Consider the following 14,802-nt stretch of genomic DNA (forward strand, 5'->3'; position numbering starts at 1 on the left):
GTCGGGGGTGCGGTGGCGTCCGGGCCGGTCTCGCGGGTCTCGCCGGTCGAGTTCCACGGCGTCCACCAGGCGGGGATCCTGGACGAGCCGCAGCCTCGCGCGATCATCGTGGCGTTCGACGTGATCACTGAGCGGCGCGCTGAACTCGTCTCCATGTTGCGGACGCTGACCGACCGCGCCCGTGCGCTGACCAGCGGAGGCGCGCCGTCCCCGGTGGGGGTCACCGGGCCGCCGCCCGACTCCGGGATCCTCGGCCCGGACGTCCCGGCGGGCGGTCTCACGGTGACCGTGGGCGTCGGCGCGTCCCTCTTCGACGGCCGCTTCGGCCTGGTGTCGCGACGCCCCGCGCGCTTGACGGCGATGCCGACGTTTCCGAACGACGACCTCGATCCCGCCTGGTGCCATGGCGATCTGCTGTTGCGGTTCGCCGCGCCCGACGAGGACACCGTCCTGCACGCGCTGCGCGACGTCTGCCGGCACACGCGCGGCGCGATGCAGATCCGCTGGCGGGTGAACGGCTTCGTCAGCCGCCCGCGCCCGTCCGGGACGCCCCGGAACCTCATGGGCTTCAAGGACGGCATCGCCAACCCCCGCGTCGGGCATGGCCGGGACATGGCCCGCCTCGTCTGGGCCGCGCGGGACGGGTCCGAGCCCGGCTGGACGGCGGGCGGAACGTACCAGGTCGTCCGGCTCATCCGGATGCTGGTGGAGTTCTGGGACCGGGTCGCCCTCGCCGAGCAGGAGCGGATGTTCGGCCGCAGCCGCGCAACCGGTGCGCCGCTCGACGGCACCCGTGAGCGGGACGTCCCGCGCTACGCCATGGACCCGATCGGCGACGTCATACCGTTGACCAGCCATATCCGGCGTGCGAATCCGCGCGTCCCCGAGACCGAGGCCGGCCGCGTGCTGCGCCGTTCCTGGAACTACGACCGTGGCGTGGACGAGGTCGGCGACCTCGACATGGGCCTGCTCTTCACATGTTTCCAGCAGGACCCGCGCCGCCAGTTCGAGGCCGTCCAAGCGCGGCTGCTGGACGAGCCGCTCACCGACTACGTATCTCCGTTCGGCGGCGGCTATTTCTTCGCACTTCCGGGTGTCGCTGATGCCTCGGACCACTTCGGCAGGGCTCTACTCGGGTAGTAGAGGAGGAGACATGCGCAAGTTCGCAGCATCGGCAGTGTCCGTGATGGTCATCGGGGTATTGACGGCTGCCTGCGCTTCCAGGACGGATGATCGGGCCGCGCCCGCCTCCCCTGAGGCTCCGCCGCGGACGCCGATCGAGCACCTGGTGGTCATCTATGGGGAGAACATCTCGTTCGACCACTACTTCGGTACATATCCGAAGGCCGCCAATACCGATGGAACGCCCTTCCAGGCCGCCGCGCCCACCCCGGATGTCAATGGCCTGACGAAGAGGCTCCTGACCGAGAACCCGAACCGGTACGGCCCGAAGCGCCTTGGCCCGTCCCAGGCCCTCACCTGCGACCAGGACCATGGATACGGTGCCGAGCAGAAAGCCGTCAACGGCGGCCGCATGGACAAGTTCGTCGAGTTCACCGAGCACGGCAGGTGCACCGGAGAGCCGATCCTCTTCGGCGAGCCCGGCCTGGTCATGGACTACTTCGACGGCAACACCGTCACCGCCATGTGGAACTACGCGCAGCACTACGCGATGAGCGACAACTCCTGGGACTCGGTGTTCGGGCCCTCCACGCCCGGCGCGCTCAACCTCGTTTCGGGGCAGACATATGGCGCCTACGCGGTCGATCCCCGAACCCACGACAAGGTCTCCGATCCGTCCGTGGTGGCGTCGCCGGACTCTGAAGGAATAGGGACCGTCATCACCGACCCCGATCCGGCGTTCGATGACTGCTCTGACAATGGTCACGCGTCCGACAACGACCTCGCCGTGATGACCGGCCGTAACATAGGTGATCTTCTCAACGCGAAAAACGTTACGTGGGGATGGTTCCAGGGAGGATTCCGTCCGACGGGTGCCAAGGGCGGCTACAAGGTGTGCGGCGCGTCTCATGCCAACATCGGAAAGAATCAAGTCATCGACTACAGCCCGCACCACGAGCCGTTCCAGTACTACGAATCGACGGCGAACGAAAAGCACCTGCCGCCGTCATCGGTGGCGGCGATCGGTCGGACGGACCAAGCGAACCACCAGTACGATCTGGAGGACTTCGACGCCGCCCTAGCGGCGCGCACTATGCCCGCCGTGTCGTTCCTCAAGGCCCCGGCCTACCAGGACGCCCATGCCGGCTACTCCGACCCGCTGGACGAGCAGCGATTCGTCGCGTCCACCATCAATAGGATTCAGAACTCGCCGCAGTGGGAGTCCACGGCGGTCGTCCTCGCCTACGATGACTCGGATGGTTGGTACGACCATGTCCGACCTCATATCACTAATGGTTCGAACGACGCGGTTGAGGACCAGCCCGCTTGTCGACGCGTCAAGGCGTCCGGTGGGCGCGATGACCGTTGTGGTCCTGGCCAACGCCTGCCGTTGCTGGTGATCTCGCCCTATGCGAAGGTGAACTACGTGGACCACCATCCGGTCGAACAGGCGTCCATCCTGCGCTTCATCGAGGACAACTGGCGCACCGGTCGCATCGGGCACTCTTCCTTCGACAGTCGAGCAGGAAGCCTGATGCACCTGTTCGACTTTCAGCGGCCGAAAGCTGGTCGTCTTATGCTCGACCCGGCTACTGGTGCTGTAATCGCCCGCCGCTGAGAGCGGGACCGAAGGTCACGTGCGGGCGGGCGTCTTCTCCTCCGTGTCGCCCGGACGGTGGTCGGGGACGAAGCGGTACCCCACGTTGCGGACGGTCCCGATCAGCGATTCGTATTCGGCGCCCAGCTTGGCGCGGAGCCGCCGGACGTGGACGTCGACCGTCCGAGTACCGCCGAAGTAGTCGTACCCCCACACCTCTTGAAGCAGCTGTGCACGAGTGAAGACGCGACCCGGGTGCTGGGCCAGGTACTTCAGCAGCTCGAACTCTTTGAACGTCAGGTCGAGGACGCGGCCGCGCAGGCGGGCGGTGTAGGTGGCCTCGTCGATGGTGAGGTCGCCGCTGCGGATCTCGCCCGGGACCTCGTCGGCGTCGGCGTCGGCGGCGGCGCGTCCGACGGCGAGGCGGAGGCGGGCCTCGACCTCGGCGGGACCGGCGGTCTGGAGCAGGACGTCGTCCAGGCCCCATTCGGGGCTGAGGGCGGCGAGGCCGCCTTCGGTCACGATCGCCAGGAGGGGGCAGTCCAGGCCGGTGGTGCGCAGCAGGCGGCACAGGCTCTTGGCCTGGACGAGGTCGCGGCGGGCGTCCACCAGCACGATGTCGGCCGGCGGCGCGTCGATGAGCGCGGACGCCTCGGCGGGGGCGACCCGTGTGGAGTGCAGCAGGAGTCCGAGCGCGGGGAGGACCTCGTCCGAGGGTTCCAGCGCGTTGGTCAGTAAGAGCAGGCTGCTCAAGTGCCGCCTCCCGTCAAATGACGTAGGACCCGGACGGCTCATCCTCCAGCCCGACGGCGCCGGTCAGCGGCTCGCGGACGAGGTGACCGTGAAGGGCCTTACGGATGAACTCCATGGCCTCGTCGCCCGGATCCCTCACCCGGATCATATCGGAACCGTCACGGACGGTCCCTGGCCGCCACCGCGCACCCCGGCCGCCACCGCGCGATGCATGCCCGGCGGCCGTGAATACTGGACGCATGGCCAAGGGGACGATGCGGTACTGGGCGGCCGCCAAGGCGGCGGCGGGGACGCATGAGGAGCCGTACGAGGCGGTGACGCTGGCGGAGGCGCTGGCGGAGGCGTCGGCGGCGCGGGACGAGGAGTTCGCGCGGGTCGTCCGGCGGAGTTCGTTCCTCATCGACGGGAATCCGGTGGGGAGCAGGCCGCACGAGTCCGTCGAACTTCCCGACGGCGGCGTCGTGGAGGTGCTGCCGCCGTTCGCCGGGGGGTGACGCAAGGTCATTCTCCGGCGTGACTCGGTACGGGCGAATCGCCCATTAAGGTGTGGCGATCGCATGCCGCAGCCCGAAGGAGAGACATGCGGAAAGTACTGCTGGTGCTGTTGGTCCTCGCGGCCGTGGTGCTGGTCGCCGCGGACCGGATCGGCGTCCGGGTCGCGCAGGACAAGATCGGCGAGCAGGTGGCCGCGCAGTACGCCCTGCAGCAGCAGCCCGACGTCACCATCCACGGCTTTCCGTTCCTGACGCAGGCGATCGGCGGCGAGTACGAGCAGATCGAAGTGGGCATCGGGGACTGGACGGAGCAGGGCGTCACCGTCACCGACGTCAAGGTCGACATGCGGGGCGTGAACGCGCCGCTGGCGGAGGTCAGCAAGGGCAGCGCCGCGAACGTGACCGCGCGCACGGCCACCGCGTCCGCCGTCATCCCCTATGACGTGATCAAGAAGGAGGCGCCGAAGGAGGTCAAGTCGATCGGGCCGAAGGGCGACGACCTCGAGGTGGAGATGACCGGGACCATCCTCGGCTTCACCCTCACCGGGACCGCGGTCGTGGAGGTCGAGCCGACCGCCAAGGGGATCGCGATCTCGCCCGTGTCGGTCGGGTCGAACGGGGCGGCGCAGGTCCCGCTGGCGCTGGTCAAGCGGCAGCTGACCTGGGTCGTGCCGGTCGCCGACCTGCCCGTCGGGTCGCGGATCAGCGAGATCCAGCCGACGCCGGACGGGCTGCGCGTCGCGGCGACGGCGCAGAACGTCCACCTGAACGATCTCCAGCAGGCGGGGAAATAGCCGGATTCAGGGGTGAACCGGCCGGTCGGCGCGTACGTGTACGTGATGTGGATCCGACCGCGGATGAGGGGTTGCTTCGCGCCCTGTACGGCGAGCACGGGGGTCCCCTGCTCGGGTACGTCCTGCGGCTGACGGGAGGGGACCGGACCCAGGCCGAGGACGTCGTCCAGGAGACGCTGCTGCGCGCGTGGAGACACCCCGAGGCGCTGGTGGGACGTCCGGTGCGGCCATGGCTGTTCACGGTGGCCCGGAATCTGGTCGTGGACGCGCATCGGGCCAAGCGCGCGCGGCCGCCGGAGACCGGCATCGACGAGCACGTCATGATGACGGCCGACGGCTCCGATGACATCGACCGCGCCCTCGAGTCCTGGACGGTCGCGGAGGCCCTGGCCGGGCTGAGCCCGTCGCACCGGGCGGTGCTGGTCGAGACCTACTACAAGGGCCGGTCGGTGGCGGAGGCGTCCAAGACGCTCGGCATACCGCCCGGCACGGTGAAGTCCCGCACCTTCTACGCATTGCGGGCGCTCAAACTCGCATTGGAGGAGCGGGGGTTGGCGCCATGAACGACTGCACGGACGTGCGCACGTCACTCGGCGTGTACGTGCTCGGCGCGCTGGATCCCGGCGAGCGGAGCCAGGTGGAGGGCCACCTGGAGCGCTGCCCCGCCTGCCGGGACGAGCTCGCCGGGCTGGCCGGTCTGCCCGCGATGCTCGGGCGGGTCGAACTGGAGCAGCTCGAAGGCGTGGCCGGGCCGCCGCCCGAACTGCTGGACGGCCTGCTCACCAGGGCGGCCGAACGACGGAGGGGATGGTTCGGCCGCCGGGCCGGGCGGGGCCCCGCGGGGTGGGCCCCGCTCGCCGCCGCGGCCTGCCTGCTGCTGGTGGTCGGGGGCCTGTTCGGCGGGTTCGTCCTGCCGATCGGGTCGGACGGCGGTGGCGGGTCCGCGGCACAGCCCCCGCCGTCCGCGGCGTCCGTCCCGGCGACGACCGCCGAGCGGATCAGCGCCTCGAACCCCGCGAGCAACATCAAGGGCTACGTGGTGCTGCGCAAGAAGGAGTGGGGGACCGAGGTCGAACTCCACCTGGCCGGGGTGCCGAAGGGGTCGCACTGCCGGCTGCTGGTGATCGCGCGGGACGGCCGCCGCGACGCGCTGGGCAGCTGGTACGTCCCCTACGACGAGGGCTACGGCGAATACCGCGGGTCGACGATGTTCCCGCGCGGGCAGCTGTTCTCGTTCGAGGTCGTCGGGCTGGACGGGCGGCCGCTCCTCACGATCCCGACCTGACCGTCTCGACGGAGCCCCTTCGCCCCGCGCGGAAGAAATCGCGGCTCGGCGCGGTTGTCGATGGGGATGATCGGAGCTCTGGTCGCTGCGGCGGTCCTCATCACGGCCACGGCGTTCGCCCTCGTCCGGCGGCGCCGTGACGGCGTGCTGCGCGCCCGGCGGGGGAAGGACGACGAGGTGGCCGAGACCGTCCGGCCGGACGACATGGGCGCCGAGCTCGGCGAGAAGGCCACGCTCCTGCAGTTCTCCAGCGCGTTCTGCGCTCCGTGCCGCGCCACCCGCCGGGTCCTCGGCGAGGTGACCGAGATGGTGGACGGTGTCGCGCACGTCGAACTCGACGCCGAGGCGAACCTCGACCTCGTCCGCCGGCTGAACATCGTGCGGACCCCGACCGTCCTCGTCCTGGACGGCGCCGGACGCGTCGTCCGCCGCGCCACCGGCGCCCCGCGCAAGCCCGACGTCATCGCCGCTCTCGGTGAGGTCATCCCGTGAGCGGCACCGCGACGACCTGCGATAAGACGAATGTCACTGTCTCGGAAGGCGAGACGGATGTGACAGCGCGTGGATTGCCGCTTAACATCGAGTCCGTGCGTAACTGGACAGAGCAGATGCTCACGAAGCGCCGTGCGGTGGACTTCTGCCGCGTGGCCGCCTCGCTCTGTCGCATGGCCTGAGGCATCGAGCCCACCCGCCCCCGAGCGCTTTTCCGACTTCTCAGCTCGTACGCACGCTTCCCTCCGCCAGGAGCACCCCAATGCAGGTTGATCCGCGTGGGCCGCGCTTCGGCGCCGCCGTCACGACAGCCGTCCTCATCGTGGTGCTGGTGACCGGAAGCTGGGCATTGCTCGCCGCTCAGGCCGTCGTGTTCGCGCTCGCGACCTTCCTCGGCCTCCGGTACGCCCCGTACGGACTGGTGTTCAGAGTGCTGATCCGTCCCCGGCTCGCTCCGCCCAGGGAACTGGAGGACGCCGCCGCGCCCCGCTTCGCGCAGGGGGTCGGCCTGGTGTTCGCCCTGGTCGGAACGGTCGGCTACGCGATGGGGACCACCTGGCTCGGCATCGGTGCCACCGCCCTCGCACTGGCGGCGGCGTTCCTGAACGCGGCGTTCGGGTTCTGCCTCGGCTGCGAGATGTATCCGCTCTTCCGACGTATCACTGCGAAAGTTCGCTCCGAGAGGGAGGTTCCGGCATGAGCCGCTCCGACGTCCTGGTGGACACCGCCTGGGTCGAGTCCCACCTGGACGACCCCGGCCTGGTTCTCGTCGAGGTCGACGAGGACGTGTCCGCGTACGACAAGGGCCACATCCGTGGCGCCGTGAAGATCGACTGGAAGACCGAGCTGCAGGACCCGGTCCGCCGCGACTTCGTGGACAAGACCGGGTTCGAGCAGCTGCTGTCCGCCAAGGGCATCGCCAACGACGACCTGGTGATCCTGTACGGCGGCAACAACAACTGGTTCGCGGCCTACGCGTACTGGTACTTCAAGCTGTACGGCCACGACAAGGTGAAGCTGCTCGACGGCGGCCGCAAGAAGTGGGAGCTGGACTCCCGCGAGCTCGTCACCGACGTCCCGTCCCGTCCGGCGACCGACTACAAGGCCAAGGACCAGGACCTCACGATCCGCGCCTTCCGCGACGAGGTCGTCGAGGCGATCGGCAAGCAGAACCTGGTGGACGTCCGGTCGCCCGACGAGTTCAGCGGCAAGCTGCTCGCCCCGGCGCACCTGCCGCAGGAGCAGTCGCAGCGGGCCGGCCACATCCCGACCGCGGCCAACATCCCGTGGTCGAAGGCGGCCAACGACGACGGCACGTTCAAGTCCGACGAGGAGCTCCGCGAGCTCTACACCGCCGCCGGCGTCGACCTGGGCAAGGACACGATCGCCTACTGCCGGATCGGCGAGCGCTCCTCGCACACCTGGTTCGCGCTGCGCGAGCTGCTCGGCATCGAGAACGTGAAGAACTACGACGGTTCCTGGACCGAGTACGGCTCGCTGATCGGCGTGCCGATCGAACTCGGCGCCGCCAAGTAACCCCGGCCGACCTTCCCCTTGGAGGAGCAATGACCCAGGGCTGCGCAGCGCCCGAGCAGACCGCTCACCTTCCCGCGACCGTCGACCTGACCAACGAGGCCGTCATCCAGGGCACCGTCACCCGTGACGGCGCGCCGGTGTCCAGCGCCTACGCCCGCCTGCTCGACTCGTCCGGCGAGTTCACCGCCGAGGTGGTCACGGGCGACGAGGGCGTGTTCCGGTTCTTCGCCGCCGACGGCGACTGGACCGTCCGCGTCCTCGCGGCCGGCGGCGTGAGCGTCGACAACACCGTCACCGCGAAGACCGGCACGGTCGCCGGCCTCGAAGTCGCGATCTGATCGATCTGATCGACCTGATCGACCTGATCGACCCGACCGGCTGACCGGTCCGGCCGACCCGCTCGGAGCCGAACCCCGCCGTCCCACCGCACCGGGACGGCGGGGTTCGTCGTTTCGAGACGGGCGGCTTGACAGGGCCGGCGTGAGGTGGGCGGTATGCGCTGATCGTCTACGATCGGGCGCCATGGCCTGGCCGTCCGCGCGTTCGCCGCTGATCCTTCCGTGGGCCGCGCTGAAGCTCGCGGGGCGGTTCGTCCTGCCGCTGTCCCTGTGGTTCACGGTGGGGGAACTGCTGCGCTACGGCGCCATGTACGGGGGCTACAAGCTCGGGACGATGAAGGGCACGGCGGCGTCCGTCGCGCCGATCGTCACCATCGGCCTGCTCGTGGTGATCACGCTGACGGTCGCGGTGCTGATGGTGCACAGCGTCCGGGAGGGCCTGGACGTCGTGCACTCCCGCGCGGCGGACGGCGACCTGACGCCGTGGGCGGTCGGCAACGAGGAGCCGGTGATCGGCGCGATCGGCCGGGCCGCGCTCCCGTTCGTCATCTTCTACCTGGCGTGGGGGCTGCAGAGCGAGGACGCCCGCGAGTTCGCGTCGGCGGCGGCGAGCCGCGGGTTCGCCGAGGGCGGCATCCAGGGGCAGACCGAGGGCGCCGGGATGCTGCTGTCGCTGGAGAAGCACATCGGCCTCGCGATCGGCCTCACCGCGGGCCTGTTCGTGCTGAAGGTGCTGGCGGAGTGGCGGCTGGAGGAGCGGCTGCCCCGCGCCATCGGCGCGCTCGTCGCCTTCCTGGAGATCAACTTCGCGCTGTTCGGCATCTTCACCATCGACCACCTGCGCGGCCTCGGCGTCGGCTGGCTGACCGAGCGGGAGGTGTGGGGCTGGCTGAACGGCGTCGCCGGCCCCGCGTTCGGCCTGTGGCCGCCGTTCAAGGACGCGGTGCTCGGCGCGCTGATCTGGCTGGTGATCGCCGGGGTGATCCTCGGCCTGGACGCGGCGGACGAGCGGGTCGTGCTCGGCGGCGGCCGGGCGGGGCGGCGGCTCGCGCGGGCCGGCGGGATCGACCGGGCGAACAGCCCCCGCGAACTGCTCACCCGCGGGCTCCGGGAGATGTGGCTGCCCGCCTGGTACGGGCTGCGGCTCGTCCGCCGGTCCGGGATGATGCCGTTCGCCATGTTCTGCCTGCTGTTCGCGGGGCTGTACGCGGGGGAGGACGCGACCCGGCGGCTGGTGTACGAGCTGATCGGCCCGCACGAGGTGACGTGGTGGATGCAGTGGCTGCCCGCCATCGGCTACGGGACGGGCCTCGTCTTCGAGGTCCTGCGCGTGTGCCTGCTGGCGGCGGCGTTCAACCTGGTGATGGCGCGGGTCAGCGGGCGAAACGCAGCGAAGGCAGTGGATCCTCCGGTTTCCGCGTCTCCTTCGGTGCCTGGATCCGCAGCTCCAGCGCGTCCGCCTTGGCACGGGGCACCGTCCCCTTGACGGTGATGCGCAGCGCGATGCCCGCCTTCGGCTCGGCCGTCCGGATCCCGTTCGCGGACCATTCGTGGCCGTCGCCGTCGTGGAAGCGGTACTGCAGGCCGTAGGAGCCGACCGCCTTGGCGCCGGCGGCGTCCGAGGGGCGGACGGCCAGGGCGAGCCGCAGCTCGACGACGTCCCCTTGGCCCTTGCCGGTGAGGGGTTCGGCCACGCGCCGGTCGTAGACCTTCCACTTCGCGCCGACCAGCTCGCCGATCTGGCCTTCGGGGACGGTCGTCACCTTCTCCGGCGGTTTCAGGAATTTCCGGATCGTACTGGTCTCGTCCGCCCAGGGGATGGCGAGCATCGCGGCCATCGCGCAGACGAGCGCGATCGCCTGCACGATCCGCCGGTCGCGGGGACGCATTCCGGGACGTCCCGGGAGCGGGATCCCGTCGGGTCGGGTGTCGGAGGCCGTCATGAGGTACCCGCCCTGACCTCGTACCGCTCGGTCGCCTTCCGGAGGAGTTCGGCCGCCCGGTCCTTGCCGAGCCCCAGGTCGATGTCGGCCGCCGCGGACAGCTGCGGCAGCAGCCCGCCGGTGCCCACGACCAGATGCGCGCCCTCGACCCGCTCCTTCGGCAACTCGAACACCAGCTTCGTGGACGTCCAGATCAGCGGCTGGAACGTCGGCCGGCTGACGGAGACGGCCGCGGTGCGCGGATCCTCCCGGAACGTGTAGCCGCCCGGCGTCTCCAGTTCCGCCGACCTGAGCTGCAGCGGTTCCCGCGCCGCCGTCGCGCTGAACCGGACGACGAGGTAAACGCCGTCCGTCCCGACCGGGGGCTTGCCGCCGAGCGAGAAGCCGGGCGCCAGCGACCGCGCCGCCGCCACGTCGTCGACCCGGACGCTGAAGTCGCGGGTCGCGACCTCCTCCCCGACCGTCCCGCCGGTCCGGATCGGATCCAGCGCCGCGGCCCTGATCTCGGGCCGGACGGAGTGCAGCCACATCGCGCCGGCGAGCAGGACCGTCCCGCCGACCCCGGCGCCGCCCCGCAGGAGCACCTGCCGCGCGTTCACGACGCCGCCACCGGGAGGGTGAGGCGTCCGGCGAACTCGTCGCTCTTCTGATCGACGATCCAGTTGAAGTCGCTGTCGGTGAACCCGTGCTCGTATTTCCACTTGCGCAGGCCCACGGTCAGCCGGGCCGGCGAGTCCGCCGGGCCCATCTTCCACATCGCGGACGCCTCGACCGGCAGCCCCGGCTGCGTCGTGTCGGTCTGCGCGCCGCCCGCGACCCCGTCCACCCGCTCGGGCTTGACCCATTCGCCGGCCTTGGTCAGCGCGACGACGCCGTCCGTCAGCCCGCCGCTGCCCAGCGACTTGGTCTCCTTGCCCTTGTTGAGGACCCGCATCCGGACCATGAGGTACCGCTCCTCGGCGGTCCCGAACGTCTCGCGAACCGACCCGATCCGCACGTCGTGGACGGTCACCTCGAACAACCCGAGGTCGACCCGCTCCCCGGCCTTCCTGACCGGCTGCTTGGGCGTCGCCTTGAACCCGCCCGCGGCCCACACCACGGGCACCAGCACGGCGACCACGCCCAGCAGGGCCGTCGGCACGGCCCACCGCCGCGCCGCCGAACGCTGCCCGGGCCCTGGGGGGAGAGGCGCCGTCGACCGCATCCGCCAGATGGTATTACGCCGACATGTCCGTCCCGGCGCATCCCGGTAGGGTGCTTGTTGCTCATGCCGCGATACGGGCTCTGGAGGAACGGTGGTGCGGCGTACGTCGACACTCGCTCTCGCATCGGCCATCGCGCTGGGCGCGCTCCTCGCGCCCCCGCTCCAGGTCGGCCCGTTCCAGCCGGCCCCGGCGCGGGCGGCGGGCTGCGAGCAGGAACTGGTCTACGGCAGCCCGGCGAAGGAGCTTCCCCGCCAACTCTGGCCGCAGGAGCGGCTGAACTTCACCGACGTCTGGGAGCACACGCGCGGCAAGGGCGTGAAGGTCGCCGTCGTCGACAGCGGCGTCGACACCTCGCACCCGCAGCTCAGAGGCCACGTCAAGGCGTACGACGTGACGAAGAGCGGCCTGCGGGACTGCGTCGGCCACGGCACCGCGGTCGCCGGGATCATCGGCGCCGCGGACATGCGCGACAAGGGCATCCCGTTCGTCGGCGTCGCCCCCGACGCCGAGATCATCTCCGTGAAGATGGCCGTGCAGGCCAGCGGCAACCGGTCCGAGTGGGCCGCGCAGGCGATCAGGAAGGCGGTCGACCTCGGCGCGAAGGTCATCAACATCTCCTCCCAGTCGCCGGACCTGCCCGACCTTCGGCAGGCCGTCCACTACGCGCAGCAGCGCGACGTGGTGATCGTCTCGGTGGCCGGCAACCTCACCGACCGGACCAAGCAGACGCCGCAGAAGGCCTACCCGGCGAGCTATCCCGGCGTGATCTCCGTCGGCGCCCTCGCCAAGGACGGGACGCTCGCCGGCTTCTCCAACACCGTCACCCCCGTCACCGTGACCGCTCCCGGCCAATCGGTGGTCAGCACCTGGCCGCGCGGCTCCTACAAACTCGACGACGGCACGAGCCTCGCGGCCCCCTACGTCGCCGGCACCGCCGCGCTGATCCGCGCGTTCAACCCGAACCTGAACTACCAGCAGGTCAAGCACCGCATCGAGGCCACCGCCGACGGCGCCCAGGCCCAGGGCACCGGCTCCGGCGTCGTGAACCCCCTCCGCGCCGTCACCACGGTCGGCACCGCCGCCAACCCGAGCGCCGCCCCCGTCGCCGGCGTCCAGCGCGTCTCCATCGACCAGCCGCCCCCCGAAGACCGCTTCGGCCGCAACATGGCCTTCGCCATAGCCGCCGCCGCCTTCACCCTGGCCGCCGCCGTAGGCATAGCCGCCACCGTAATCCCCGCCGCCCGCCGCCGCCCCTGACCGCGGAGCGGCGCCGTCTCCACGGCCACGAACCTTCACCAGGACTGGTCAGCGAGGGTGCGGGGAATCGTTCCACCGCTCTCCGCCGCAGGCACGGAAGGCATCGGCGACCGCCTTCGCCGGGACGCCCAGGTAGAGGAGATCGATCAGCCTGACGGCGTGGAGGTCCGGCCGCCATTCGGTCAGGTAGAGGTGATCCGGCGGCTGCGATGCGCCGTCCACCTGCCAGAGCACCAACCAGCCCTTGTGCTGAGCCGGGGGTACTTTCAGGATGCGCACTTCGGCGACCTGACTCCAGGGAAAGTGAACGCTCTGCTCGCTCTTGGACAAAGTCACACCTCGCCGGCCGACTTCGAGTCGGGGCGGCGATATCGCCATTCCACCCGACTTGGCCGCGGCATAGAGGCACAAGAAGGCGACCAAGAGTGTCACGAGATGGAATATCGGAAAGCGTTCGGCAAGACGCAGAAGGTCGGCCAGTAGAAAGACGGCGAGGGTGCCGAATGAAATCAGCGTATCCGTGGGTAAAATACCTTCTCGGTGCAACAAAGACGATCGAACCATTGGCCGTCATTGATTTCTCTAAGGTGGGAGTGGCCAGAGGTGTCGTCCGAGAGTAGAGCCAGCGTATCGGACATCGCTGGACCCACACTCCCCATGGAGAGAAGACCGATAGCGCAGCCCACATGAGCGCAGAAGTCGGCAGTTGCAATGTTCGTCGCCCCGCGTCCTGGCGCCTGATCGTGGTCGGCGACCTCGGGCCTGCCATCACGTCATGTCTGATGCTGGAGGGGGAGTTTCCTATGAGACACCGGTCAATCGAAATCCCATCTGGCCGGCAGCGCAGAATCTTGCTGTGGAGCCGGGTCATGGGTGACGTATATAATGTATAGTTGATATGTGTTACTCTTATATAAAAGGATCTCGCTGAAATTTAGGAGTCCTGGTGGAGCTTGATTCCGGCCTCCCGGTGCTATTCAAGTGCGGCATCACTGCAATGGCAACGGTTATCGCCGGTTTGGTCTTCTGCTTGCTCAGGACCGTGATGGCCGGCGGTCCGGTCTGGAAGACCTTCGCGATCGTCATGTCCTGCCTGAGCGTCTGGCTGTGGCTGCAGGCGGTGTTAGGCATGTTCCGCTACCGCGTCTGGCTGGATGGGACGACCCTGTGCATCCAGAAATCTTTCAGAGTCCTACGCACCGATCTGGCAACCGCGACTTGGGTCGGTGTCGAGTACACCCATACGGGCGTCCTTTTTCTCAGCATCCGCGGAAGTAGGGGGCGGCTGCTGCTTGTGCGCATGATGACCGCCGAAGGGCGGTTAGTACCGCAGCACCAAGTGGAGGCGGTGGCCGACGCCATCGCCGCTCGCCTGCGACGAACGCGCTGCAGACGCGGGAGGCACTGGCCTGCCTGGGGGTGACGCGCTAGCGGATGGCGTCGCGGACCTGGCGGGCGAGGCGGACTGCGATCGCCAACGCGAGGGCCAGCGGCCGCGGCGTCTCTGGACACTCCGGGATGAATTACAGCCACATGCGGCTGTTGTCGGCGCTGCTCTTGGTCCGCAGCGTCGCCACTACCTGCCCATCCGCGTCGATGACCGTGTAATGGTCTCCGTCTTGGTGGACGGTTCCGAGGGGAGTGCCGTCGGCCGAGCGCAGCGACATGTCCCCCGCCCGCTGAACTCACCGAGCCGATGCGCGTCCGAGTCGAGGACGGTGATGCGCTCCTTGCCCAACGTCCGGGACGCGCGGTTGATGATGCAGCGTCTGAGCATGGGGATCGCGCAGGACGATGCTTTTGCGTCCCTTGCTGGGGTTGGTACCCCAGAAGCTCGCCCATTCAGTCGATTGCTTCACCAGTGAGCCATTTCCAACTTCATGTGGCCTGGTGGTGAAGGGTGAGGATGGCTTGGACGATGGCGGTCAGGCGGGACGGTGAGCAGCGGGCCTTCCGCAGGATGCGCCAGTGTTTGAGGGTGGCGGC

20 protein-coding genes are annotated in these 14,802 nt (G+C 69.4%); 14 read left to right on the forward strand and 6 right to left on the reverse strand.

The features are described 5' to 3' along the window. Together E1284_RS30000 and E1284_RS30005 are read left to right on the forward strand one after the other, a co-directional pair. On the forward strand, nt 1-1,140 hold a 1,140-nt coding region (locus E1284_RS30000; RefSeq protein ID WP_131943521.1), incomplete at its 5' end, for a Dyp-type peroxidase. Nucleotides 1,141-1,153: 13 nt separating this feature from the next. After that, nucleotides 1,154-2,740: a phospholipase C gene (locus E1284_RS30005; RefSeq protein WP_131943522.1), complete on the forward strand. Its 1,587-nt coding sequence runs from the start codon at nt 1,154-1,156 to the stop codon at nt 2,738-2,740. 15 nt (nt 2,741-2,755) lie between these two features. Here E1284_RS30005 and E1284_RS30010 read toward each other — a convergent pair whose 3' ends face one another. Both E1284_RS30010 and E1284_RS43750 read right to left on the reverse strand, forming a co-directional pair. Further along, on the reverse strand, nt 2,756-3,472 hold the full coding sequence (locus E1284_RS30010) for a winged helix-turn-helix transcriptional regulator (RefSeq protein ID WP_131943523.1): 717 nt from the start codon (nt 3,470-3,472) through the stop codon (nt 2,756-2,758). 13 nt (nt 3,473-3,485) lie between these two features. After that, nucleotides 3,486-3,620 (reverse strand): hypothetical protein, encoded by a 135-nt coding sequence (locus E1284_RS43750; RefSeq protein ID WP_275406630.1) that lies wholly within the window; start codon nt 3,618-3,620, stop codon nt 3,486-3,488. A gap of 91 nt (nt 3,621-3,711) precedes the next feature. Here E1284_RS43750 and E1284_RS30015 point away from each other — a divergent pair, with 91 nt between their 5' ends. The 10 genes from E1284_RS30015 to E1284_RS30060 all read left to right on the forward strand — a co-directional run bounded on the left by E1284_RS30015 (nt 3,712) and on the right by E1284_RS30060 (nt 9,897). Continuing rightward, nucleotides 3,712-3,966 (forward strand): MoaD/ThiS family protein, encoded by a 255-nt coding sequence (locus tag E1284_RS30015; RefSeq protein WP_131943524.1) that lies wholly within the window; start codon nt 3,712-3,714, stop codon nt 3,964-3,966. A gap of 86 nt (nt 3,967-4,052) precedes the next feature. Then, complete coding sequence (locus tag E1284_RS30020; RefSeq protein WP_131943525.1) at nt 4,053-4,760, forward strand: LmeA family phospholipid-binding protein; 708 nt, start codon at nt 4,053-4,055, stop codon at nt 4,758-4,760. Further along, nucleotides 4,757-5,323, forward strand: coding sequence for a sigma-70 family RNA polymerase sigma factor (locus E1284_RS30025; protein ID WP_131943526.1), 567 nt, complete (start codon nt 4,757-4,759; stop codon nt 5,321-5,323). The genes E1284_RS30020 and E1284_RS30025 overlap by 4 nt, the downstream gene beginning before the upstream one ends. Beyond that, entirely contained in the window at nt 5,320-6,045 is a 726-nt protein-coding gene (locus E1284_RS30030; protein WP_131943527.1) for an anti-sigma factor family protein, read from the forward strand. The genes E1284_RS30025 and E1284_RS30030 overlap by 4 nt, the downstream gene beginning before the upstream one ends. A 204-nt stretch (nt 6,046-6,249) precedes the next feature. Next, a complete protein-coding gene (locus tag E1284_RS30035; protein ID WP_243714833.1) occupies nt 6,250-6,537 on the forward strand; it encodes a TlpA family protein disulfide reductase in 288 nt (95 codons plus the stop codon). Continuing rightward, on the forward strand, nt 6,534-6,719 hold the full coding sequence (locus E1284_RS30040) for a putative leader peptide (RefSeq protein ID WP_131943528.1): 186 nt from the start codon (nt 6,534-6,536) through the stop codon (nt 6,717-6,719). Before E1284_RS30035 ends, E1284_RS30040 begins: the two co-directional genes overlap by 4 nt. A gap of 80 nt (nt 6,720-6,799) precedes the next feature. After that, nucleotides 6,800-7,237, forward strand: a complete 438-nt coding sequence (locus tag E1284_RS30045; protein ID WP_131943529.1) for a DUF4395 domain-containing protein — start codon at nt 6,800-6,802, stop codon at nt 7,235-7,237. Beyond that, nucleotides 7,234-8,073, forward strand: a complete 840-nt coding sequence (locus E1284_RS30050; RefSeq protein ID WP_131943530.1) for a sulfurtransferase — start codon at nt 7,234-7,236, stop codon at nt 8,071-8,073. The genes E1284_RS30045 and E1284_RS30050 overlap by 4 nt, the downstream gene beginning before the upstream one ends. Before the next feature lie 29 nt (nt 8,074-8,102). After that, nucleotides 8,103-8,411: a DUF1416 domain-containing protein gene (locus tag E1284_RS30055; RefSeq protein ID WP_131943531.1), complete on the forward strand. Its 309-nt coding sequence runs from the start codon at nt 8,103-8,105 to the stop codon at nt 8,409-8,411. Nucleotides 8,412-8,595: 184 nt separating this feature from the next. Then, nucleotides 8,596-9,897 carry a hypothetical protein gene (locus E1284_RS30060; RefSeq protein WP_131943532.1) on the forward strand — a complete coding sequence of 434 codons (1,302 nt, stop codon included), beginning with the start codon at nt 8,596-8,598 and terminating at the stop codon, nt 9,895-9,897. Here E1284_RS30060 and E1284_RS30065 read toward each other — a convergent pair. Genes E1284_RS30065 through E1284_RS30075 form a run of 3 tightly spaced genes read right to left on the reverse strand, consistent with a single transcriptional unit; the run spans nt 9,785 to nt 11,495 of the window. Continuing rightward, a complete protein-coding gene (locus tag E1284_RS30065) occupies nt 9,785-10,354 on the reverse strand; it encodes a hypothetical protein (RefSeq protein ID WP_131943533.1) in 570 nt (189 codons plus the stop codon). The two genes, E1284_RS30060 and E1284_RS30065, sit on opposite strands and share 113 nt — an antisense overlap. Further along, nucleotides 10,351-10,953, reverse strand: a complete 603-nt coding sequence (locus E1284_RS30070; protein WP_131943534.1) for a hypothetical protein — start codon at nt 10,951-10,953, stop codon at nt 10,351-10,353. Before E1284_RS30070 ends, E1284_RS30065 begins: the two co-directional genes overlap by 4 nt. Beyond that, nucleotides 10,950-11,495, reverse strand: coding sequence for a hypothetical protein (locus E1284_RS30075; protein ID WP_131943535.1), 546 nt, complete (start codon nt 11,493-11,495; stop codon nt 10,950-10,952). Before E1284_RS30075 ends, E1284_RS30070 begins: the two co-directional genes overlap by 4 nt. Nucleotides 11,496-11,652: 157 nt before the next feature. Between E1284_RS30075 and E1284_RS30080 the strand changes: the two genes are divergently transcribed. Then, nucleotides 11,653-12,816 carry a S8 family serine peptidase gene (locus E1284_RS30080; protein WP_165965480.1) on the forward strand — a complete coding sequence of 388 codons (1,164 nt, stop codon included), beginning with the start codon at nt 11,653-11,655 and terminating at the stop codon, nt 12,814-12,816. A gap of 48 nt (nt 12,817-12,864) precedes the next feature. Here the strand turns inward: E1284_RS30080 and E1284_RS30085 are convergent, their stop codons facing one another. Next, nucleotides 12,865-13,380, reverse strand: a complete 516-nt coding sequence (locus E1284_RS30085) for a hypothetical protein (RefSeq protein WP_131943537.1) — start codon at nt 13,378-13,380, stop codon at nt 12,865-12,867. Between the two features lie 382 nt (nt 13,381-13,762). On the opposite strand from E1284_RS30085, the gene E1284_RS30090 reads away from it, so the two are divergent. Then, a complete protein-coding gene (locus tag E1284_RS30090; RefSeq protein WP_131943538.1) occupies nt 13,763-14,239 on the forward strand; it encodes a hypothetical protein in 477 nt (158 codons plus the stop codon). Nucleotides 14,240-14,802: the final 563 nt, after the last annotated feature.

Source organism: Actinomadura bangladeshensis, assembly GCF_004348335.1.
In the GTDB taxonomy this organism is placed as follows: domain Bacteria; phylum Actinomycetota; class Actinomycetes; order Streptosporangiales; family Streptosporangiaceae; genus Spirillospora; species Spirillospora bangladeshensis.